16 protein-coding genes, 1 tRNA gene and 2 pseudogenes are annotated in these 22,380 nt (G+C 36.2%); 8 read left to right on the top strand and 11 right to left on the bottom strand.

Translation table 11 applies throughout. The features are described 5' to 3' along the window. Positions 1–48 precede the first annotated feature (48 nt). Together AC0L7Q_RS05520 and AC0L7Q_RS05515 are read right to left on the bottom strand one after the other, a co-directional pair. A pseudogene (locus AC0L7Q_RS05520) lies at positions 49–2,551 on the bottom strand (ABC transporter permease). Further along, positions 2,541–3,254 carry an ABC transporter ATP-binding protein gene (locus AC0L7Q_RS05515; protein ID WP_413402832.1) on the bottom strand — a complete coding sequence of 238 codons (714 nt, stop codon included), beginning with the start codon at positions 3,252–3,254 and terminating at the stop codon, positions 2,541–2,543. The pseudogene AC0L7Q_RS05520 and the gene AC0L7Q_RS05515 overlap by 11 nt, the downstream one beginning before the upstream one ends. Between AC0L7Q_RS05515 and AC0L7Q_RS05510 the strand changes: the two genes are divergently transcribed. From AC0L7Q_RS05510 to AC0L7Q_RS05500, 3 genes and pseudogenes are all read left to right on the top strand, one after another. Further along, on the top strand, positions 3,255–3,878 hold the full coding sequence (locus AC0L7Q_RS05510; protein WP_413401656.1) for an arylesterase: 624 nt from the start codon (positions 3,255–3,257) through the stop codon (positions 3,876–3,878). It begins immediately after the preceding gene. A gap of 116 nt (positions 3,879–3,994) precedes the next feature. After that, positions 3,995–4,071: transfer RNA gene (locus AC0L7Q_RS05505), tRNA-Pro, on the top strand. A gap of 848 nt (positions 4,072–4,919) precedes the next feature. Continuing rightward, a pseudogene (locus AC0L7Q_RS05500) lies at positions 4,920–6,020 on the top strand (cytochrome-c peroxidase). A 276-nt stretch (positions 6,021–6,296) separates the two neighbouring features. On the opposite strand, the gene AC0L7Q_RS05495 reads toward AC0L7Q_RS05500, so the two are convergent. The 4 genes from AC0L7Q_RS05495 to AC0L7Q_RS05480 all read right to left on the bottom strand — a co-directional run bounded on the left by AC0L7Q_RS05495 (position 6,297) and on the right by AC0L7Q_RS05480 (position 11,020). Further along, positions 6,297–8,417, bottom strand: a complete 2,121-nt coding sequence (locus AC0L7Q_RS05495) for a TonB-dependent receptor domain-containing protein (protein ID WP_409425136.1) — start codon at positions 8,415–8,417, stop codon at positions 6,297–6,299. Between the two features lie 291 nt (positions 8,418–8,708). Next, positions 8,709–9,569 (bottom strand): DUF4198 domain-containing protein, encoded by an 861-nt coding sequence (locus AC0L7Q_RS05490; RefSeq protein ID WP_413401654.1) that lies wholly within the window; start codon positions 9,567–9,569, stop codon positions 8,709–8,711. A gap of 429 nt (positions 9,570–9,998) precedes the next feature. Beyond that, complete coding sequence (locus AC0L7Q_RS05485) at positions 9,999–10,481, bottom strand: DUF2271 domain-containing protein (RefSeq protein ID WP_409425134.1); 483 nt, start codon at positions 10,479–10,481, stop codon at positions 9,999–10,001. Between the two features lie 2 nt (positions 10,482–10,483). Continuing rightward, positions 10,484–11,020, bottom strand: coding sequence for a PepSY-associated TM helix domain-containing protein (locus AC0L7Q_RS05480; RefSeq protein ID WP_409425133.1), 537 nt, complete (start codon positions 11,018–11,020; stop codon positions 10,484–10,486). Positions 11,021–11,240: 220 nt separating this feature from the next. Between AC0L7Q_RS05480 and AC0L7Q_RS05475 the strand changes: the two genes are divergently transcribed. After that, positions 11,241–11,939: a response regulator transcription factor gene (locus AC0L7Q_RS05475; RefSeq protein ID WP_409425132.1), complete on the top strand. Its 699-nt coding sequence runs from the start codon at positions 11,241–11,243 to the stop codon at positions 11,937–11,939. Between the two features lie 477 nt (positions 11,940–12,416). On the opposite strand, the gene AC0L7Q_RS05470 is transcribed toward AC0L7Q_RS05475, so the two are convergent. The 4 genes from AC0L7Q_RS05470 to AC0L7Q_RS05455 all read right to left on the bottom strand — a co-directional run bounded on the left by AC0L7Q_RS05470 (position 12,417) and on the right by AC0L7Q_RS05455 (position 16,958). Then, positions 12,417–15,494 (bottom strand): efflux RND transporter permease subunit, encoded by a 3,078-nt coding sequence (locus AC0L7Q_RS05470; RefSeq protein ID WP_409425131.1) that lies wholly within the window; start codon positions 15,492–15,494, stop codon positions 12,417–12,419. After that, positions 15,494–15,904, bottom strand: a complete 411-nt coding sequence (locus tag AC0L7Q_RS05465) for an efflux RND transporter periplasmic adaptor subunit (protein ID WP_473697729.1) — start codon at positions 15,902–15,904, stop codon at positions 15,494–15,496. The genes AC0L7Q_RS05470 and AC0L7Q_RS05465 overlap by 1 nt, the downstream gene beginning before the upstream one ends. Positions 15,905–16,059: 155 nt before the next feature. Further along, positions 16,060–16,611 (bottom strand): efflux RND transporter periplasmic adaptor subunit, encoded by a 552-nt coding sequence (locus AC0L7Q_RS05460; RefSeq protein ID WP_409425130.1) that lies wholly within the window; start codon positions 16,609–16,611, stop codon positions 16,060–16,062. Between the two features lie 2 nt (positions 16,612–16,613). Further along, a complete protein-coding gene (locus tag AC0L7Q_RS05455) occupies positions 16,614–16,958 on the bottom strand; it encodes a GtrA family protein (protein ID WP_409425562.1) in 345 nt (114 codons plus the stop codon). 198 nt (positions 16,959–17,156) lie between these two features. Between AC0L7Q_RS05455 and AC0L7Q_RS05450 the strand changes: the two genes are divergently transcribed. The 4 genes from AC0L7Q_RS05450 to AC0L7Q_RS05435 are packed head-to-tail and all read left to right on the top strand — an operon-like array spanning position 17,157 to position 21,500. Beyond that, positions 17,157–18,155, top strand: a complete 999-nt coding sequence (locus AC0L7Q_RS05450) for a glycosyltransferase family 2 protein (RefSeq protein ID WP_182719600.1) — start codon at positions 17,157–17,159, stop codon at positions 18,153–18,155. Next, positions 18,148–19,605, top strand: coding sequence for an ArnT family glycosyltransferase (locus tag AC0L7Q_RS05445; protein WP_409425129.1), 1,458 nt, complete (start codon positions 18,148–18,150; stop codon positions 19,603–19,605). Before AC0L7Q_RS05450 ends, AC0L7Q_RS05445 begins: the two co-directional genes overlap by 8 nt. Then, complete coding sequence (locus AC0L7Q_RS05440; protein ID WP_409425128.1) at positions 19,586–20,263, top strand: response regulator transcription factor; 678 nt, start codon at positions 19,586–19,588, stop codon at positions 20,261–20,263. Before AC0L7Q_RS05445 ends, AC0L7Q_RS05440 begins: the two co-directional genes overlap by 20 nt. Beyond that, positions 20,256–21,500 carry a sensor histidine kinase gene (locus AC0L7Q_RS05435; protein WP_409425127.1) on the top strand — a complete coding sequence of 415 codons (1,245 nt, stop codon included), beginning with the start codon at positions 20,256–20,258 and terminating at the stop codon, positions 21,498–21,500. Before AC0L7Q_RS05440 ends, AC0L7Q_RS05435 begins: the two co-directional genes overlap by 8 nt. A gap of 187 nt (positions 21,501–21,687) precedes the next feature. On the opposite strand, the gene AC0L7Q_RS05430 is transcribed toward AC0L7Q_RS05435, so the two are convergent. After that, positions 21,688–22,143 (bottom strand): winged helix-turn-helix domain-containing protein, encoded by a 456-nt coding sequence (locus AC0L7Q_RS05430; RefSeq protein ID WP_413401645.1) that lies wholly within the window; start codon positions 22,141–22,143, stop codon positions 21,688–21,690. Positions 22,144–22,380 lie beyond the last annotated feature (237 nt).

Raw genomic sequence — 22,380 nt, 5'->3', positions numbered from 1 at the left:
AATGCCTACTTAAAAAGTAGGCATTTAAACGCTATTTGGCCGCAAAGTTTACGCCAAAGCGCGCACTAAACCTTGGGTGTTTTGTTTGAGCGTACGGGAAATCATAAAATAGCCTAATCCTGCTACAAATACGCCACCAGCAACGGGGCCAATAATCCAAATATTTGGATGCAGCTTACCCGCCAAATCAAACATTTGCTGCTGTACTATTAACAGTGCTATATCACTGAAAAATGCAGCGACTAGTCCGGCTAAACCGCCCAGTAATAAAAACTCATACAAAGTAGCGTTTTTTATTAATCGACCTTTAGCGCCTAGCGTACGTAATATCACAATTTCTTGCATCCGCTCACCTAAGCTTGCTTGCACCTGCGATATAAGTACCAGTGCACCACATAGCACCACAATAGCGAGTACAAAACCAATAGCTAACGACACTTGTTCAATAGTCGATTGTATTTGCTTAACAAAGTTATCTACATCAATTGCTGTAATAGTGGGATATGTACGTAATAACTGGCTAAAGTCGCGCTTTTGCTCAGGCTCAATGCGTACCGATGAAATATAGGTTGCCGGAAAGTCGCTAAGTACATCGGGGCTTAAAATAATAAAAAAGTTAGGCTTGAGGGTGGCCCAATTTACTTTTCGCACACTGGTAATTTTAGCGTCGAACGACTGCGCACCAATTAAAAACGTGAGGGTATCGCCCATTTTCACATCTAGGCGCTGCATCATCGACTCTTCAAGTGAGGCCTCGGCAACGGCGTCATCGCCAAACCACTGACCATCGATAATGTCATTTTGTGAAGGAACTTCATCAAGCCAGGTTAAGTTAAGTTCGCGACCAATGCCTGAGCGGGCTTCTTCGTCTTTTTTCTCGTTGTCTTGCAGTGACACTTCACGCGCAACCGCTTCACCGTTAACAGCATTTACGCGACCACGAATAGTCGGGTAAAACTCCGACACCTGAATGCCCTTTTGTGCTAAATATTCATTAACTGGATCCAGTTCATTTTGCGTGATATTAACTAAAAAAGCGTTAGGCGCATCACTTGGCAATTGTGACTGCCAATCAGAAATAATATCGTTTTTAAGCACAATTAAAAATAATAGTAATTTTATTGCTAACGAAAAACTAATTAACTGCACTGCATTAACATTGGCGCGCTTTTGAATAGACGCAATAGCTAACGACCAGCTGTTACCCGGCTTTAAGCCAAGCTTGCGGCCACCACCAAATATTAACTTAGAAATTAAAAATAACACCAAAATAAGCGTAAGCGTTGAGACAAACAAAATAAGGGTAATTTTAATATTGTTACTAAATAACCACATTAATAAAAACACGGTGAGTGCACTTAGCCCTAAATGAATTTTACTTACCGCAAGGCGATCGCCTAAGTTACGGCGAAGTATCTCTAAGCGGTGGAATATCAAATAAGTCTAACAATGGCTTAATAGAGAACATAACCGCACAAATAACCCCGGTGCTAATCGCTACTAGCCAAGGTTTAAAGCCTGCCATGGGCAGTTCGGTGCCCATACTCTTAGCTAAATAACCGGTAGCCACTTCTTGCAAGCCATAGCCAATAGCTAAGCCAACAACCACCGCCATGGTACACACCATTAATAAGTGCATAAGGTAAATTTTGCGGATCATATCGCGGCTGCCGCCTAAGGTTTTCATCATTGCTACTGGGTCGTATTGGCGCTCACAATAGCGTTTAGCCGATACTGCAATAGCAACTGCGGCTAAAATAATCCCTAGCAAACCGGCTAATAACAAAAAGCTTTCAGCTCTGTTTAAGCTATTTGAAATGGGCGATTGACGGTCTTTAACACCATACCAGTTTTGGTTTTCTTTAAGTTGCGGTTTTAACCAATCGTAAAAACTGTTGATATCGCTTTCATCACCTGCATATAACTGGCGATAAAATACACGGCTACCGGGCTGTATTACTTCAGTTTTTGGTACGTCGTCAATATTAATAAGTACCCTGCGGCTGCTAGAGAACACATTAAACGGCGCATCAGGTTCTTCTACAATCACCTTTTCCACATTGAATAACGCAGCACCCAGCTCAACTTGGTCGCCTACGTTTATATTTAAACTGTAAAAAACCGATTCACTTAGCCACACGTTACCTGGGGTTGGCGCACCCGGGGCAACTTCTGTTTCAGCGTTTAAGCCCGCCTTAACTTTTAACTGACCTTTAAGCGGGTAACTGTTTGATGCAGCCTTTACCGAGCTAAATTGCATTTCATCGTTTGCAAACAACATAGTGTCAAAATACACCATTTGAGCTGTTTTGAGGTTTTGCTGCTCAGCTTGAGTAATATAAGCGGTATCTATGGCATGGTTACTGGCCAATACCCTATCTGCTGCTATAAATGCACTGCTTTTTTGCGCGATACTTTGTGCAATTCGCTCGGTCACCATAGATAAAGTAAGCACCGTTAACACCGCTAAAGCAATGGCTGCACTTATAACGGTTAGTTCACCACGGCGAAACTCTCGAGAAAATAGTTTAAGCGCTAATTTAGCCCACATTTGCCATTTCCTCAGTTGAATTACGTACCAGCTCACCGGCTTCAATCTGAATAATACGTTCACACTTTTGAGCCAGTGCTTCATCGTGGGTAACTAAAATAAGCGTAGTACCGTTTTGCTTATTTAAATCAAACAATAACGACTCAATCATATGGCCATTTTTGCTATCTAGGTTAGCTGATGGTTCGTCGGCAAACAGTATTTTAGGCGAACCCACAAATGCACGAGCAATGGCAACACGTTGTTGCTCACCACCAGATAACTGCGACGGGTAATGATCAGTACGATGGCTCAAGCCAACTTTTTCAAGTAATGCGAGCGCTTGCTCTTTAGCATCATGTTCGCCAGCAAGCTCAGCGGGTAACATCACATTCTCAAGCGCAGTTAAACTTTGTACCAACATAAAAGACTGAAATACAAACCCGACTTTAGCAGCTCTAAGGGCTGCACGCGCTTCTTCATCTAACTTGTGCAAATGCTCGCCATCTAACACTACCTCGCCACTGCTGGCGGTATCAAGCCCTGCTAGCAAGCTCAATAATGTAGACTTACCAGAGCCCGACGTGCCTACTACGGCAACAGACTCGCCATGCTTGACATTAAAGCTGATGTCGCTGAGGATGGACAACTCACCTTCAAAGGTGGAAACCACTTTAGATAAACCATTTACTTGAATTATATTTAATTGAGAAAGCGCTGACATATGACTCATTCAATCCTACGTTGTGTATTCATTTTATTTTTAGTTATTAACCCACTACACGCGGCAGCTAACAACACGATTTTAATACTTGGTGATAGTTTAAGCGCAGCTTATGGCTTAAAACAAGAACAAGGCTGGGTGCAATTGTTACAAGATAAATACGATACCGAGCAACGCCCTATCAACTTAGTAAATGCCAGTATTAGCGGCGAAACCACCGGCGGTGCATTGCGCCGATTAGACGCGCTACTTGAGCAATACCAACCAACTCATGTACTTATTGAACTCGGTGCTAATGATGGCCTACGCGGCTTTCCTATCACAAAAATGCAAACTAACTTAACGGCTTTAATTGAAAAAAGCCAAGCTGCTGATGCGCAAACCGCACTTATGGAAATATATATTCCACCTAACTATGGCCCTCGGTACAGTAAAATGTTCACCGATAGCTTTGCCAGTGTTAGTGAAGCTACTAACTCGCATTTAATGCCGTTTTTTATACTTAAAGTAGCAGGAAAAAACGAGCTAATGCAAAACGATAACTTACACCCTAACAAAACTGCTCAACCAATACTACGAGATGAAATGTATAACACGATCAACCAGTGGTTAAATAAAGACTAAGGCCGTGTAAAACACTCCGCGCAAGTGCTTAAAACTAAGCGCTTGCGCAATAAACATCCAAACAAACAAAAGCTTATTGATTTTTTTATAAATACACGTACTATTGCTATCGAAGTCGGTATGTGGCGCAGCTTGGTAGCGCACTGTCATGGGGTGGCAGGGGTCGAGAGTTCGAATCTCTCCATACCGACCATTTAACTCCGTTTATTTTCAATTAGTTATAAATTAAACTATCTTCTTTATCGCACAATTAAATTAGTGTTTTTAAATATATATCGCACATTTATCGCACCATCCTTACCTTAAATTATTTTATACTTTTAAGGTATAAAAGGGGGGATATATAGGAAGACAGCTAATGGCACTCTACTGAACAAGTTTTTACTCTTCTTTTGAATTGTATTTTAAAGCTCAAAGTACAATAGAAAACAATTATGCAAACCAACAAAAAGCAAAACCGCTTCACACTTACTCTTTGATGAAATTATTTGTGCAATTGTGTTTGGCTCAATACCCTGCCTTTTAGTCTTACTCTTTTCAGGCGTTGAAGGCCCGGTTAGCTTTTTCTAAGGGATTACGCCACCAGACCATCTTATATACTATTTTAATTTACTAACTCTTTTGCATAGTGTTGTTTGGGCTATTTCTAAATACAGTTTATCTTTTATCCGCTTTTAGTAAGCATTAAAATACAGGTTGCGTTCACTTTCATATCGAGTTGAGTTTAATTAAATAGGCTTATAACATCAGAGCAATTTCACCCTCCCAGTCATTGCAATACTTAATTAATTTATGAAAAGACGAACAAATATGTTTGAAACTATAAAAAATACCATGCCCTCTAACAGACCATATCGTGACAGCACAGAAAGAGCCTTTAGACCATAACTAACAAAGAAAGCAGAAAGATTGACAGCGTTGTTTTATCAAATTGAGATTACTTGCGATAAAGAGACATTTCTTAGACAACTAAATGGGCAAACTAACTAGATCAACGATGTTGGCACAAGTTGACATTAGAGTGCTTTGCTTATAAGAATTATGGAGTTGTTAAGTATGAAACGATCTAAAGTAGTTTTAATCACATTAGCTTGCAGTGTGCTAATTAGCTGTGGAAACCCTGAAAATTTTGAGCAGCTTGGCGATGATACTCAAATTCGAAATTACTCAAGTCTCTTTACACCCTTACCAACAAACTCAATTTATCCAGAAGACAATCCTTATAACGAAACTAAGGAACGCTTGGGTGAGCTGCTTTATTGGGACCCTATTTTATCTGGCGATCAAAACGTTTCCTGTGCGTCATGCCACCATCCAGACTTTGGCTGGGCTGATGGAAGATCTTTCTCCATCGGCTCAGATGGCATCGGCCTTGGCCCTAATAGGTTTGGCTCAGAAGTTACGCCGCTTCACACCCCGACAATTATGAATGTCGCATTTTCTGGCATCAGTAATAATGAAATTTTCGAGAACTTCGTTTCTGGTGGGTACTTCTGGGATTTAAGAGCTGATACTTTAGAAGAGCAAGCTTTAGGTCCGATTACAAACCCTGTTGAAATGCTTGGTTACAGTGTCAGTTAACAAGAAATAATGCCTGAAATTACTATGAGATTACAATCAATACCCGAATATATTGAGTTATTTCAGCTTGCTTTTCCTGAAGACGGTGTCATCAATGGTATAAACATCGCCAAAGCAATTGCCACTTTTGAACGTAAAATAATTAGCCCTAATACACGCTTTGATAATTTTCTACTTGGAGAACAAGCTGCTTTATCACAGCAAGAAATTATCGGCCTTAATAAATTTATAGATGGCGGCTGCGCTAGATGCCACAGTGGTTCAATGCTATCTGACAACGAAATCCATGAAGGCGAGGCTATTATTGGTAACACAGTAGTTCGTACACCAAGTTTGAGGAATATATCTTTGACAGCTCCATATATGCATGATGGTTCGCGCGAAAGCTTAATCGACGCAATCGCAGCCTATGAAAATAGAGGCGATATAGAAGTAAATATAGATGATGACGATTTTAGTGATATTGAAGCCTTTTTGAAAACCCTCGATACAGATAAGTTTTATTCAGGAAAGCCTGACTCTGTGCCTAGTGGTCTTCCTGTTGGTGGGAATATAAATTAATATATTTTAAGTTATTGTTTGCCTCAATTCATAAATACAGAATGCGTTTTAGCTCTTAATATCTAGCTGTTTTTTCTTCGTAACAGCTAGATATCACTAGTATAGTTGGAAGCATTAGTGTCGATAAAACTACTATATCTAAACAAGAGCTTGACGCACTAGTAGCATTAATAGAATATTATAAGTCAAATTGACTGAAGTCTTTTTGTACCTGATAGACTGTGATAACGCCGCGTGAAATATTGAGCAACGCTATCACAAACTTAAATAAAGTAGTTAAAAATCTAAACTAAGCCCAAGAGTAAGTCTTCGTCCATCTAGTACTACACCATAAGTTTCATTTGTTACAATACGATTTGTAGCGTTTTGCAGGCTTGCTGTTACTTTAAGACTATCAGTAGCCCAATAACTAGTACCTATATCCATCATAGTGTAACCTGGAGTCCCGTCACTTAACCTCGTTCTACTTAAGTAGTCAGTGGTCTCCCCTCGATAATTAACTCTGCTCCAAGCATTTAATGTATCAGATATATCCCAGCTTAAACTGACATTAGACATACTTTTGGGTATTTTATTAAGTGGCTTCCCAACAAAATCTCCTGTTTTTTGTTCGGAACTTGTGTAGGAATAATCGGCTTTAAAGCGAAGGTTATCGGCTAAACGATAATTAATTGTTGCTTCAAGCCCACTCATTTCTGCTTTAGAGATATTCTTTCTAGTACCCAGAAAGTAATAAGTATTACCACTAAATTCACACTGATAATTTTCAAAGTCATTCCGCTCTACACCTTCACTGATACAGTAACGATCTTCTGCTATTTTATCGTTAAAATAGGTGTGAAATAGCGTTAAGTTAGTAGATAGACCTACTTTAGGGTTTTCATAAATAAAAGCTACTTCGTAGTTTACACTAGTCTCTGGGTTTAAATTCGGGTTACCTATAATAAGTGCACGAGAAATAGATTTACCATCTGAAGATAAGTTTGGAGATCCTCTCCCTCCGGTCCTTCTTCCAAAGCCCGCAGTAGCTTCGGATAGTGAAGGTTGAGTATAACCAGTAGAAACACCTCCTTTAATAGTTATATTATTAAAACCCCAATTAGCATAAAGGCGAGGAGACCAATGCGAACCAAATTGCTCATCGTTATCGTATCTTAAGCCTGTTGTTATCGCTAAATCCTTTTCAACATTCCACTCTACCTCAGTAAATAAAGCACCTATCCAGCGGCTAACAGTATCTTTTGCTGAAGCAACATTTGCACTCAATAAGCCATTTGTTTCATCAACTAGCTCTTCTGTTTTATAACGTGCTCCAAAAGTATAAGTGTTATTTTCACCTATATATGTAGCTGAGGTATTAAAAGTGATTATCTCTTCTTTTTTATCTTTTATTTGGACTCGTTCTGATAAGTCTTGCTGGAGATATGTATTTGTTGTTAAATTGTCATAGTTACCCAAGTGAGTAAATGAGTAAACTTCTTTCTTAAACTCATACTCAGAGCCGGTTGCATCAACTTCGATAGACTTTCCTGGGGTATGTACAAAGTCTATTTTTGATTTGTCATAGCTTAAACTCAATCGGTTTTGTTCATTAACAGACCAATTAAGTTTACTTCCGAAGCGCGTCGTGTCTGAATTCGGCCGACTAGCAGCGGAATCACCTCCTCCTGAAAACTCACTTTCATCTGTGTGTAATAGTGAGCCAGTTAGCTCCAATCCGAGTACGTCTTTAATCAGTGCCCCACCTAGATAGAAGTCTGTACTATATGCGTTATTACTAACTTCATTCATAGATAATGTATGGTTTGCGGCAAGGCTACCAGACCACTCCTGCGGGGCTGCACGGGTGATAATATTAATGACTCCTCCCATTGCCTCTGAGCCATAAAGCGATGACATGGGGCCACGAATAACCTCTATTCGTTCAATCATAGCTAACGGGGGCATACCGATTTGTTTTCCCCCATCGGCTCCATTGGTGTTTACTGAACGTCCTGCCGATAAAGGGCGGCCATCAACCAAATATAACGTGTACTGATCATCCATACCGCGGATACTAATGTCTTGCATGTTACCGCCACCACTAATATACACACCTGGGATATCGCGTACCGCATCAACAATTGTAGAATAAGACTTTTTACGTAACTCATCCTGAAATATAACTGAGATGGATGCTGGCGCATCTATAAGTCTTTGCTCATAACCTGTTGCTGTAACAACTATTCTTTCCATCTCATTAATTCTTGAGGTGGGATGTGCACCTATTTCCAAGTCTCTTATTTCTGTCTGAACACTCTCAGTAATGCCTTGCTTGTCTGTTACTGACCCTGCAAGTGCTGCTTGGCTTGCTATCGAAAAGCATACTAAAGTTGATAATTTTGATTTTTTGAACATAGAAATTCACTTTTTATTGTATCGTTAATGAGAATGAATATCATTATAGTTATAGCTATGTGATAGAATTGTGACATGGAAGCGAACTGGTGCTGGTATTTTTTATATATTGATGTGAAGTTCAGAAATTTCTGTTAATGGCATTTTATTGAAATAACTCACTTGGTAGGATTTAGGGTATGGTAAGAAAGGGGGTTATACATTTGAATAAAAAGGACTGAAAGATGTTGAGTAGCTTGAATTAATTTAGGCTTTAATTTAATACTCTTTCAATCCCCATTATAGTTTTATTTACTCTGTAATTTCGAACGTTAAAAATCTCTCAATTGATCTAAAGTCTGCATTTTTATTGTTTTGCAGCTCTAAACCGTATTCAACACCTAATAAATAACGTCCAGGTAGTTTAGGCTCAAATATTACGAGGCCATTATTTTTATCTTCTAATTCAACTTTGACACTCTCATCATCTTGGTAATAAAAGTTATTTAGACCTTTTAAGGTAACTTCTGCATCAGGTACGGGCTCACCATTATATGTTACTTTAAATCTAAGTTCTTCACCTACCCTAAGCTTATTAGGGTGCTGTTTTAAGATAATTTGTAGGCCATGAGTTGATGGCTGCATTATGGTGCTAAAACCATTGTAGCTAACATAGGTTTCTGTCACTAAAAGCTTTTCAACAGTCTTTTCCGGTTTTGAACCTTTTGGCAGCTTGTGGTACTGAGTTTTAGGCATTCTTATTTTATGCTTCTTTCCATCCTCGTCATAGTAGAAGGATAAAAAAACTTGAGTCTCTGGGCTTTCAAAATGGTAAGTGCCTGAACTATCGAATTCAACTTCAAATACTTCTTTTACTTTTCCAGAAAAGTCCGCAGTTATTTTTTTAATTTCCCCTTGTGGTGTTGTCATTAAAAGGTTTTTAATTTGATGGTTTGATTCTGCAACATAAGCCTGAGCTGAGCGAGATACATCTAACGCAAAAAATTTTTGTTCTTCGTTATTAATTTCATGCGTATCAGCTTTTATCCAAATATCGTGTGCGTGTACAGATAGTGAAGTTGTGCAAATAATGCTTGCTAGTATTACATTTTTCATTTTGTAAGTTCCATAATAAATAATCACTTTCATTATGGCTTGGGTTTGATCACTCAATTATCACTTATAGACAAAAATTAGACTAAAAAAATGAGATAATAAGGAAATAACAAGATTAGATAGTTTATACTTTTATTTGAAAAATATTGATAGAAAAAATTTAAAGCGCAATTTTCTAAGAACTATCCTAACGTCCCTACTGATGACGATTGCGATTAAGAGTTATATTTTAATTACGAGGATTGTATGTGCTAACTTCATTAGCAATGCTTTGCTTAATCATGCAGTTGATGAATTTTTAACATTGTGGTCTATCACTGTGTTGATAACGATTTTTATAAACGCTATGACGTATTACTTAGTAAAGGTTTTTTAACCAAGTAATGCGTCAATGTTATCAACATAATTTAGCAGAAATATAGAATTATCACATATACCTAAGAAAACCTCACATCAGCAAAGAAACTTCACATAAAGACAATTTAATTAAATATCAAAAATTTGAACGCAAGCTTTTTCTATTTCAAAATTACCCAACACACATTTATCTTCAAGTAGAAGAGGCATCTTAATTAACTCTTTTTTACCATTTTCTCTCGCTACTTCAAAAAAAATATAATCCCAAGATTTGTTTATTTTAAATTCATAGCTAAGCTTTTTATTTCGATTAGTTGCACCAGTAACGGCATCACTTTCATTTCTATTTTCACGAGCTATATTACGCCAAAACGTCTTTAAACTGCTTAACCATTTCACATTACCTCTTTTAACCGAAAGAACTTTATATTCATTATCATCATTACTTAACCAAAGAGCGATATAAGGGTTTTGATGATTCCTATCAAAAACAGGCAATGATAAAGTTACAAAAATAGATCGTGAAGTATCAGTCTTTTCTGAGCCAAATAGCTCAAAATTAAAAATGCCACAGATGAATAGCAAACTAATTAGTTTGATTAATGTATTCATTTTTACTCCATGAATAGTACAAAACTTACTAGGCTAAATGATATAAAATATAAATATTGGCGCCGGTGTTTGTTATCTCTAAAACTAAGCCATATTCCGGTCACTGAAATCAAAATGAGCACAATGGCTGTTATATCCGAAATTACAGTCCAAACATGGCTAGTATGTCTTCCTTGGTGTAGCTCATTTAATCGACTTATAAAACCGAAGTCACTGACCTCAACAAATAAAGTACTATCCTTCAAATATAGCTCTAATCTTTTTCCTGGGGTTGGAATAGATAGTTCATGCATTAGTAATAGACTATTTATTTCGTCAGCACTGAGAGATATTTGCTGTCGAGATAACAGAGTATCAATGTTCGCACTACTAACTGTGTTAAGTTTGTATTCATTGACAGTGTACTTGGGCGCCCCTTCAAATACTGTACGATGATTCAGAGTGATACCTGTTAATGAAAAAGCTAATAGCAAAGTACAACAACATAAAGAACTATAAATATGTAACTTGCGGAGGTGCTTGTTTTTTATTTTTTTCATAACATAAGGTATTAGTAGTAAAGGCTGAAGTTTAGCATCGATAAAGTCACACAATTATCAACTTTAGAACTAGCCTAAATTCAGTCACTAATATCGCTTTAGATCGTTAAGGATAATATTATTAATAACTAGTTATATGTGCGAGCTTGAGTAGACATTAATTAGACATAACATTAGATAAAGTAACCTTTATTAAATTGATAACTATTAGTATTACAACGTGATTTTACTTATTGAAAACGATTCTAAATACGCTGCATTAATAGGCCATTATTTAACTGAACATGAAATGGAGGTCGACTATGCTTTTAATGGCATTGCAGGGTATGAGTTAGTATCAAAATACAGATATTCTGCTATTGTTATTAACAATGCCATTCCTAAGCTATTAAGCACAAAACTATGTCATAAAATAAGAAATGAACTATTTGTAAATACACCAATACTGTTTATGAGTTGCAGCGATATTTTACAAGACAAAATCAGCGCTTTTAGAGCTGGTGCAGATGACTTTATTGTTAAGCCTGTATCTAATGAAGAGCTTTATTACCGAATTAAAGCCTTATCTTCGAGAGGACCTCGCAGAGATATTGGTAAACAAAATATTGCAAATATTGAGGTAGATTATCATTTAAGAACAGTAACATGTAAGTCAATCACTGTAAAATTACATTTTTTACAGATGAATATTTTGAAAGTTTTAATACAGCATTATCCTAATATAGTATCTAGACAAACTCTCGAGCAAGAAATCTGGGGGGACGAACCACCTGCAAGCTCTCCACTTCGTACCCATATTTATCGTCTTCGTATTGCGATGGAAAAACCATTTAATCAACAAGTGATTGATACTGTTTATGGGCAGGGTTATCACTTAATACATTCAGACCCACTTACAAAGGCAAGTAAAAGCGATTAAATCAGCTTACATCTATTCTAAATTAATATAAACATGAGCTGTATATTAATAAATTGTAGGTGTATTATTGGATATAAATCAATCTTATTAATATCTCTATACTCTCTTAGTAAAACAATAAATACCGTCGTCAATTCAGGCCTACAAGGAGCTATAGCCAATTCATTAAACAGTTAGAGCTGCTGCACATTTAGGTTAGAATGATATCCAAGAACCAATTAAGAGAGCCTGTTTACTTACCTATAATATATAATAGCCAAATAAGCATAGAATAACGGTGGTTAAATGAAGTTTATTGTACTTTTTTAATTTAATTATTTGTATCTATGGTGAAGAAATTAATCACTCTTAAATACTCATGCCCTTTGCTAAAGTCATATTAATATACACGTGCTAAAAGTTATGTATGAATGTGGTAGGCAATATTGCCCACCATTTTCATACATAAATATAGCTATTTACAGAAGTAACGATTAACTACCTAGTCACATTTAAAGAGGCGTCATCCCCTCGTGATAATATGAATATAGCGGGACATAGTAATAATATCGTGGCAATAGAAAAGACTGTACCAAAGCTTAAACTAATTACCATAGGTATCAAATACAAAGCCTGCGTTGAAGTCTCAAATAACATTGGTACTAAACCAGCAGCAGTTGTAATTGCGGTCAAAACGACAGGGCGAAATCGATTTAAAGCCGCCTCTATCACAGCTTCCTTTTTATTTACCCCTTCTTTGCATAAAGTTCTAGTCTTCAGAAGCATAACAAAAGAGCCGTTTATAACGATACCGGATACTGCAATCATGCCAAATAAGCTCATTATGCTAAAGGGTGATCCCATAACAATATGCCCTAGCATTGCTGCTGCTACGGAAAATGGTATAACAAATAGCACGAGTACTGCATCAGAATAGCTTCTAAAAATGACTGCTAGCATAGCAAATACTAAAGCAAACGCGAGAGCTATGCCTTTAAATATCTCAGTATTAGCTTTTGACTCTATTCTGGCTTCTCCGCCTAATTCTATACTTAAATCTGGGTACTTTTGCTCGAGGTCACTTATTAGTTCCTCTTCGATAACTTTAATAGCTAAAGAAGCTGTTGTAAGTTTTCTCAGTATACTCGCTGTAACTTCAACGTATTGAGAACCATCAATACGATTAATGAGTGTGACGGCCTTAGTCGTTGATATATTCGCCACTTGGCCTAGCTCAACCGTTTCTCCACTCGGTGAAAAAATTATTAACCTCTCAAGTTGGTTTGCATAGTAGTGCTCGTCTTTATCCATTATTACTCTAACTTTTACCTCATCACCATTTATTATTTGGCGCTTAGCTTCGCCCCCAAAAAAGTGAAGACGAACTTGCTTACCTAAACTATCACTTGTAAATCCAAGGCTTTTACCCAAAGGTGTGGGCGATAAATTATACTGAAGCTTTCCGTCTACTAATGCACTATCTATGTCAGTAATACCTGTTATTCTTGCTAAGCCATCCATTAGCTCTGTAGCTGCTATTTTTAAGGTGCCTTCATCATTATGGCCTAACTCAATTACCAACTCTTTCCCACCTCCAGGACCAACCTGATAATCAAAGAATATAGACTTAATACCAGCTAGATCGCCTATTTTATTCCGCCATTGATCAACAAAGTCACGAGCACTGAATAACCGCTGATCCTCAGGTACTATCATAAAAGTAGAAGAACCACTATTACTGCCGATGTCTTGCATACGAAATTTATAAGCTTCTGTACCATTTAGCTTTTCCATTGCAGCAATACCAGAACGTTCAATGTAAGCAATGATGTTTTCTTTATCTTCAAGCGCCATACCTGTGGGAAATTCAACCTCAGCATCTATTCTAGTAGACTCTATTTTAGGCACGAAGCTAGCATCAACCCTTCCACTATAAACCCAAGCAAAAACTAAAATAAGTAATGAACTGAAAATAGTAATTACTATTGTTGGATGGTTACAACTGTATCTAAGCCAGCGAGAATAAACTTTATCTTTAAAGTCGTTAAAATAATTGAAGCATCGCTGTTGAATACGTGTAATGGTTTTTATTTTAATCGGCTTACCAATATTTCTCAGATGCAGAGGTAAGATCAATAAAGCCTCAATTAGTGATACTAAGAAAATAGCAAAAATAAGCAGTGTCATGGGCTTATACATCACCCCTAGCTCTCCTGGAACAAATAAAAGAGGTATAAACGCAATAATATTTGTTAATACTGAAAAGACGACAGGTAATGTCATTTCTTTAACCCCATCTTTTAGGGCTTTATCTGTATTGACACCTTGTTGAAGTTTTGAATATATATTTTCTGCGACCACGACCGCATCATCAACTAATATTCCTATTGTTATAACAAATGCAAATAAAGTTATCATGTTTAATGGAATATCTAGAAATGGCATAATACCGAGAGATCCGAGAATTGATACCGGTATTCCCATACTGACCCAAAAAGCCAACCTCATATCAAGAAATAATGATAATACAAAAACAACTAATATCATCCCAACTAACCCATTACTGGTTAGTAGGTTAACCCTTTGGCTGAAAGGCTCAGATTGATCCTGCAATGTTGTTATATTTAAGTTTGAAGGAACGTTTTGTTTGTACTCTTCAATAAACTCCTTAATTGCACTGCTTAACTCAATTGGCTTACTTGTTTTTTGTTGATACAGCTTTAATTCTAAACCCGGCTCGTTATTAATTAAGAATGGTTTTTTATCGCCTTGAAAACTGTTTCTAACCGTTGCAATATCCCCCAATAATAAGCGATGCCCATTCTTGTCATTCGCTATTTCTATTTTAGAAAACTGGCTTGTGAGCTTTTTTCTTCCTAAAGTACGTATTAAAATTTCACCACTTTGTGTACTTACACTACCTGTCGATATATCAGTAACAGACGCTTTTACTCGACTAAGGATTTGTTCAAGTGTTAACTGATATTTTAATAAATTGGCATTACTTATCTCTATGACAATTTCGGGACTTCTAGCGCCTTGAATATCTATTTTCGCTAAATCTAAATTGTTTAGAAGCTCCAGCTTTAACCTGCTTGCCTCCTGGTATAATTGCAATTCCGTCAAATCTCCGTGAAGGCCTAGCTCTACAATACTATCGTATTCTTCAGCAAGAGTTACACTCACTTTTTCCATTTCATCGGGAAAACTATTTATGCTATCAATACTGTTTTTTATCTTGGTTAGGGCTATGTTCTCATCAATACCCTCTACCAATTCAAGTGTTATTAAAGCGCTACCCTCTGAAGACTCTGCGCTTAGGCGTTCAATATCAGCATTATCAATTAACTTATATTCAATAGGTAGAACGATGCTTTGCTCAATATCCTTAGGTGTAGCCCCCAGATACTCTGCTTCAATTATAATTTTATTAATTTGAAAAGACGGGCTTGTTTCTTGTTTAATAACACCAAAAGATAACAGGCCAGATATTATAAGTGTCAACATCAGTAACGTTGAAGCGATTGGATTATTAATCATCCAGACTGAAAGGGGAGTAGCTTTACTATTTTTCATTACAGCTCTCCGTTGCTAATATCAGCTTTCAATCCATTTTTAGCACCAGACACTTTGTTTTTTACTATAGACATCCCTTCCTCTAGAATATTTTTGATTATGATACTCTCTTTATTTTTCCAAATTACGTTAACCCTTTTCGAAAACAATTGATTGTTCTTATCGACGAGCCAAATCTTGTCGCCATCAATAGAAGATAAAGGAACTTTAAGTACATTTTTAAAAGTAGGTAAAGTTAGCTCTGCGGCCACAAATTCATTTATGATCAGCGTTCCACTGTCATTATCTACAGTTAGATAAACACTTTGTAGTTGGCTAGTTAGCGCTTGTGTTGGAGGTATTTGAGATATATGGGCATTAAAAAATGTATTATCGTCCCGATAAACCTTAACCCGCTGACCAATAGACAATACTGAAGCAACATCGTGAGGTATTGATAAGCTTACCCTAAGCTCAAAGAGTTGAGCAAAAGTACCAATCTTATCTCCCTTTTTAACAAAGTCGCCTTGGTAAGCGCTCTTTTCTAAAACGACGTAGTTTTCTTTAGATTGAAATTTACAACGTTCTAAATTTTTTTTGCGAGTTCTAGGTTGCTTGTTGCAATTAAAATATTAGCTTTAGCTATTTCTAATTGAGGCTTTCGCAACATTAATGATTCTTGTAGTTTTAAATTAGGGCTGTCTTTTTTAGGTCTAACCCTTTTGTATTCACTTTTCGAAAAGCGTTGCTCACCGAGCTCAAGCTTTAAGTTAGCTTCTGCTACTTTAAGCTCTCCCAATCGAGCTTGTAGCTGATTTTTATAGTCCTCATCATCAATATGATAAATAGTTTCACTCCTATTTACTCGACTACCAACTTCAAAATTATTATTAAGGAATAAAATTTCACCTTCGACTTGTGCAAATAAAGTTAGAATATTTGGTGTTTCTATTCGGCCATAAGCTTGATAACTGGGTGTAAATTCTTGAGGTTTAGCCTTTAATATATTGACTACTAAAGCTTTGTTATTACTGGATGATAAAGGCAGTTTTGGAGGTGTTGCCAAAATAATTAATGCACAAATTGCTACGCTAAAAGTAATAAGAACAGTGATTATTTTCACTTTATTGACTTGCATTTCTAGTCCCTAATTTTATTGAGAAGGAAGTTGTTTTTTCTTTCGTTAGAATTTTTAGTAAATACAAACCTATTAGCTAAAAGGTAGTTACTTACCAAACCGGCCATAATTCCTAAGCAAAAAGCGAAGTGAATTAAGAAAAGCTCTTTGGCTATCCAAAAAACTATTAAATTGATTACGCCAGATAAATGAGCTGCGAACATGTGCTTACTCCATTGTTTTACAGCGCTTCCATAAGCCTGGTTATTGAAGGTGTAAACTCTATTACCTAACCATGTTGTGCTAGCTGCTAGCCAAAATGCTATTGCGCGTGCGGTTATAATTGAATCGATATGATTTACTAAAATAAAAAAATAAAACTATCAACAATGAACCCTGCACCTCCTACAAAACAAAATTTTTTTAGTTGCTGCATTATTAAGCATTAAATAATTAATCGTAGAGCCATTATTAATTAGAAGATGTCTATAAATTGTCTTGATGCATTGACTTTTTATAGACTCAGGTTGTTTTAAGCTTGCTTTGTATAATTATTGGAGAGCTTAATGAAACTGGTCGAACACCCTAAGTCTGTTAATGAAGATATAACGCTGAGCATCATAGTGCCTGTTTATAACGAGCAGGAAATGCTGCCTATCTTTAATCACCACCTATCGAAAGCTCTAAGCTTGTTATTAAACGAGCATGTGGAAGTCATTTATATTAATGATGGAAGTACTGACGATAGCTGGAATGCAATGTCAAATTTAACCAATCATTATGCCGATATTGAATGCATTAACTTAAGTCGTAACTTTGGTAAAGAAGCCGCGATGACCGCTGGTATAGATAATGCTAGAGGTGAAGCTATTATTTTATTGGATGCTGATTTACAAGATCCACCTGAACTTATTCCTAAAATGCTAAATGCATGGAAACAAGGTTTTGATGTTGTAAATATGAAACGGTCATCCCGCTTAGGTGAGTCACGCTTAAAACGTTGGAGCGCTCACATTTATTACAGGTTACTTGACCATTTATCTGAGGTTCCATTACAAAAGGACGTAGGTGATTTTAGGCTATTAAGTAGAAGAGTTGTTGATGATATAAAGAAATTATCAGAAAGAAGCCGCTATATGAAAGGAATTCTTTCATGGCCAGGATATAAGCAAACAACAATTAGTTTTGAGCGTCCTGAACGCGTTGCAGGAGAGACAAAGTGGTCTTTCTTTCAGCTGGTAAAGTTAGGCCTATCTGGCATTACAGCTTTTAGTGTAAAGCCTTTACAAATATCGACCTGGGTCGGCACTTTAATATCTACATCCGCATTTTTTTATGGCTTATGGGTTGTTGCCAAGACTCTATTCTTTGGAGAAACCGTTGCGGGTTACCCTTCGATAATGTTGACCCAGTTATTCTTAGGGGGAGTTCAACTGATAGCTATAGGCGTCTTAGGTGAGTATATTGGTCGTATTTATGCTGAGACCAAAGGGCGTCCTATATATTTAATAATGGATAAACAAAGCCAAAAGAGTCAGAACGGCATGGTGAAAAAACATGGCTGATAAAATAAATTCTACAGTATATTGGGCTTTAGCAATTATTATTTCCTTGATCGCTATAAGGCTTGTCTCACTAGGACTTTTCCCTCTCTACGATACAACTGAGGCTAGGTATGGGGAAATGGCTCGTATCATGGTAGAAACTCGTAACTGGGTTACCCCTCAGTTTGATTACGACGTGCCATTTTGGGGGAAACCTCCAATTCAAACCTGGCTGAGTGCCATTAGTTTTAATTTTTTAGGTATAAATGAGTTTACTGCTCGTTTACCTCACTTATTGTGTGGTTTATTAACCTGTTACTTGGTCTTTCGATTCACATTATCTCTGACGAATTTAAGTAAAAGTGTTTTATCTATATTGGTGCTAGTTTCTAGCTTAGGGTTTATCGTTGCTATTGGCATGGTTATGACGGATAGTGCTTTGCTTCTTGCTTATACCCTTGCAATGTTTAGCTATTGGCAATGCTATGCTCAAAAAAACCAACTTTATGGCTATTTGTTTTTTGTCTCTTTAGCGCTCGGTATGCTAATTAAAGGACCTGTTGCTGTCGTGCTTATAGGGATTTCACTCGTTGTTTGGAGCGCTTGGCAAGGCTGCTTTAAAGTAGCTATAAGACGCTTGCCTTGGGTAAGTGGGATGTTCGTTTTTTTAGGTCTAACTTTACCTTGGTACATTCTAGCCGAAATACGTACTCCGGGCTTTTTAGAATATTTTATAGTTGGTGAACATATTCAGCGATTCCTTGTATCTGGATGGGAAGGCGATCTTTATGGCACAGCGCACGTTAAACCTAGGGGTACAATTTGGTTTTATTGGTTACTGTGCGCAAGCCCTTGGTCATTTTTAGCTTTAGGACTACTATTCAAAAAAGAAAATATTAAAAAAGCACTTAGAAAAGAACCCGACCAGCCAAATATAAATAAGTACCTTATTTGTTGGGTGATTTCGCCGCTATTACTATTTACTTTAGCTGGTAATGTGTTGCCAATCTATGTGCTACCTGGTTTTAGTGCATTAGCTATACTTATAGCCTTAAACATGAAATTTACTAAGCTATGCAATTACTTAGCTCTATTTACGGTTTTAACCTTAATAGCTATGTTAAGTGCGTTGCTAAAGGGTGTATGGGAGCACAAAAGTGAAAATAAGCTACTCGAATTACATCAAAAATCGTTTAAAGAAGCCCCTTTATATTATTGGAATAAACGCCCATTTAGTGGACAGTTTTATTCAAATGGCAGAGCTAAACAAATAAATGAAAAAGCGTATTTAAGAGACTTGGTTAACAGTAGTGAGAAAATATATATTGCTATAAAGCAGGACGAATTTATTATTTTTAAAGATTTATTTGACGCTCATTGTGTTGTTGAAGAAAAATCCACTGTACGTTACCTATTAGTATGCAACGATAAATTTGAAAATAAGGTGTCTATTGAAAATTCTACTAATTGAAGATTGTCATACTGTTGCCGAAGTTATATTTGATTACTTTGAAGATTCAGAGTTTGAATTAGACTTTGCAGCGACAGGCACGTTAGGTCTTGCATTAGCTCAGTCAAACAACTTTGACTGTATTATTTTAGATATAATGCTTCCCGGTATTGATGGTATAACAGTATGTCATCGGCTTAGAGCCGAAGGATATGATACCCCTATCATAATGCTTACGGCCAGAGATACCGATAGTGACATGTTACAAGGGCTCAAAATAGGAGCTGATGACTATATAGTCAAACCTTTTAATTTAGAACTTTTGGAAGCTAGAATAATAAATGCTGTTCGAAGGAGTTCAGGAAATGGCTTTGCAAAAACAGTTATTTTCGGTCCTGTTACAATTAATCTCAAAACTTGTCAGGTCTGGAGAGAAGGGAGTGAAATTAAACTGACCCCAACTTGTTTCAAAATTATGAAGCTTTTAATAACTAAAGCACCCAATGTAGTTTCTAGGCAAGAGATAGAGGATAGTATTTGGGGAGATGAGCTACCTGATAAAGACATACTTAGAAAACACATATACCAATTGAGACTCAAAATCGATAAGCCTTATGACAAAGATGTTATAGAAACTATACCTAAAACAGGATACAGATTGAGTGAGTGTAATGTTTAAAAGTAAACCAATTAGTCAAATAATTATAAAAGTATATCTATTGGGCGCTTTGATATTATTAGCCTTTTATGGATGCTTATTTTATTACACGGTGTTGTACACTGAAAATCAAGCCAGTGAACAGCGTTTGGCACTAAAAGCTCCCTACCACCTAAAACTTTTTCAAAAAAGCGAAAATACAAAAATAAAAATAGATCCGATATTAACAATCTATAATACGTATGAAATTTTACCAAAAAAAATTAAAGATAAAATTAACACCGACTGGCTGGGTATCCAAAGTATTCATTTTGATGACGACAGTGAATTCACTGTATTTGCGCAAAAAATAAAAATTAATAATGATGAAATTACTGCTTATGCCATTGAGGATGTCGACCAAATAGAGTGGGACGATACATACTTTGCAATTTTCCAAATTATGATACTTTCTTCAGGTGTGATTTTATTCATTGGCTCTGCATTTTTTATTATTAAAATGGCAAAGCGGATAAGCTCTCCGTTTTCAGAGTTAGCTGAAATGCTTGAATATGATTCACATGAAGTTAGTAAACCTTTATCTGTTAATGGAAAATTATCTTTTGAGTTAGAAATGATGCTTGCTAGCATTAATAGCTATCGTAAGCGAATATATGCTGCATTTATTAGGGAGCAAACTTTTACTAGGTATATTAGTCATGAATTACGTACTCCTATGACGGTGATTCGAGGCGGTGTAAGTGTTTTAAGACGAGCAAATAATGATAAGACTACAAAGCAATTAACTAGAATAGATGATGCTGTAATAGAAATGGAGCAGTTAACTCATATTTTCCTATTACTTGCTAGAGACGAAGTTTCAAATACCAGTAAAGTTTCAATATCAGACACGTTTATCGACAAAATAGTTAAGAACTTTTCACCTACTATCAAAGCAAATCAAGTAAATTTCCATTATGAGATACAGAATGAATTTTCATTACATGCGCACCCATTACTATTTTCAGCAGTAGTATGTAACTTATTAAAAAATGCTATTAATTGCAGTATTGATGGTAGTGTAAATTTATTTATTTCTGAACAAAGAATAGATGTTATTGATGATGGATTAGGCCTAAATGAACAACCTCGCGGCTATGAAGGATTTGGTATAGGCCTCAAAATTGTTCAAGATATATGTGAAAAATACCAGTGGACATTTAACATATCAAATAATATGGAAAAGGGCTGCACCGCTTCAGTGATTTTTAAAACTTAGGGGATTAAATTTATGCTAATCCACCCTAGTAAAGCAAAAACAAGGACTAAAACATATTTTTTACTATCAACGTACGAAAGTATCGTGTTGTTTGTTAATAATTTAAACCTATAACAGATAATAAAATTGCGTTTAAAATGACATTCACTTTAATTAAAATCTAATGCAAAAATCTCAAGGATAAATTTTATAGGTTTAGATTGAGAAGTTTATACCCTTCTCCATAAATATTTTTGATAAACAGCGTTCCAAATGATTTTTTTAATGTAGCGCTTAGGTTATGGATATGGGGAGAAAGCTGATAACTTTCAATGTAAAGGCTTTCTTTGATCTGTTTGATTATTTCACTTCTAGACACAGCATTTGGATATCGTTGTACTAATACGTTTAATATACTCATTTGTAACTTACTTAACACAAGTGCTCTATCGTTAAAAACAACACTGCAAATCCCATTATCAACTGTAAGAGTCGATAAATAGTTTTGCGGTTTCGTATTCAAATAACCTAACTTATGTAACAACCTCTGATGAGAGTATGGCTCAAGTAAAACCTCTCCGTCACCGGCTTGATAAATACTAAGCTCGCATTCCGTATCTAGTTTTTCACACAAGAAGATAATCGAAGCATTATTTTTTCTCATTTTTTTACATAGCTGGATAATCCCAGTATTTAGTATTTCACAGTTTATTATAAGCGCTTGATATGTATTACAGTGTATTAACTCAAAAGCACTAGCTGAGCTAAATGCAAAATCTACCTTGTAATTATTTCTAGTTAGATAAGAGTATACGAGTTCAGCTTTTTTACTAAAGTTGTCGATGAGTAATATCATATGAGTATTATTTAGTACTAAATGTATTCAGTATAAATATATATA

It is taken from the genome of Pseudoalteromonas sp. KJ63-1 (assembly GCF_055808145.1).
The sequence above is the reverse complement of the archived record's forward strand: the minus strand, read 5'-3'. Positions and strand labels throughout refer to the sequence as shown.

What these genes read in the sequence shown, in the direction of transcription:
- AC0L7Q_RS05510 (WP_413401656.1), top strand. Translation starts at nt 3,255, where the DNA reads ATGACTCATTCAATCCTACGTTGTGTATTCATTTTATTTTTAGTTATT.
- AC0L7Q_RS05460 (WP_409425130.1), bottom strand. Translation starts at nt 16,611, where the DNA reads ATGCAAGTCAATAAAGTGAAAATAATCACTGTTCTTATTACTTTTAGC.
- AC0L7Q_RS05435 (WP_409425127.1), top strand. Translation starts at nt 20,256, where the DNA reads ATGTTTAAAAGTAAACCAATTAGTCAAATAATTATAAAAGTATATCTA.
- AC0L7Q_RS05480 (WP_409425133.1), bottom strand. Translation starts at nt 11,020, where the DNA reads ATGAAAAAAATAAAAAACAAGCACCTCCGCAAGTTACATATTTATAGT.
- AC0L7Q_RS05470 (WP_409425131.1), bottom strand. Translation starts at nt 15,494, where the DNA reads ATGAAAAATAGTAAAGCTACTCCCCTTTCAGTCTGGATGATTAATAAT.
- AC0L7Q_RS05450 (WP_182719600.1), top strand. Translation starts at nt 17,157, where the DNA reads ATGAAACTGGTCGAACACCCTAAGTCTGTTAATGAAGATATAACGCTG.
- AC0L7Q_RS05495 (WP_409425136.1), bottom strand. Translation starts at nt 8,417, where the DNA reads ATGTTCAAAAAATCAAAATTATCAACTTTAGTATGCTTTTCGATAGCA.
- AC0L7Q_RS05430 (WP_413401645.1), bottom strand. Translation starts at nt 22,143, where the DNA reads ATGAGAAAAAATAATGCTTCGATTATCTTCTTGTGTGAAAAACTAGAT.
- AC0L7Q_RS05515 (WP_413402832.1), bottom strand. Translation starts at nt 3,254, where the DNA reads ATGTCAGCGCTTTCTCAATTAAATATAATTCAAGTAAATGGTTTATCT.
- AC0L7Q_RS05485 (WP_409425134.1), bottom strand. Translation starts at nt 10,481, where the DNA reads ATGAATACATTAATCAAACTAATTAGTTTGCTATTCATCTGTGGCATT.
- AC0L7Q_RS05445 (WP_409425129.1), top strand. Translation starts at nt 18,148, where the DNA reads ATGGCTGATAAAATAAATTCTACAGTATATTGGGCTTTAGCAATTATT.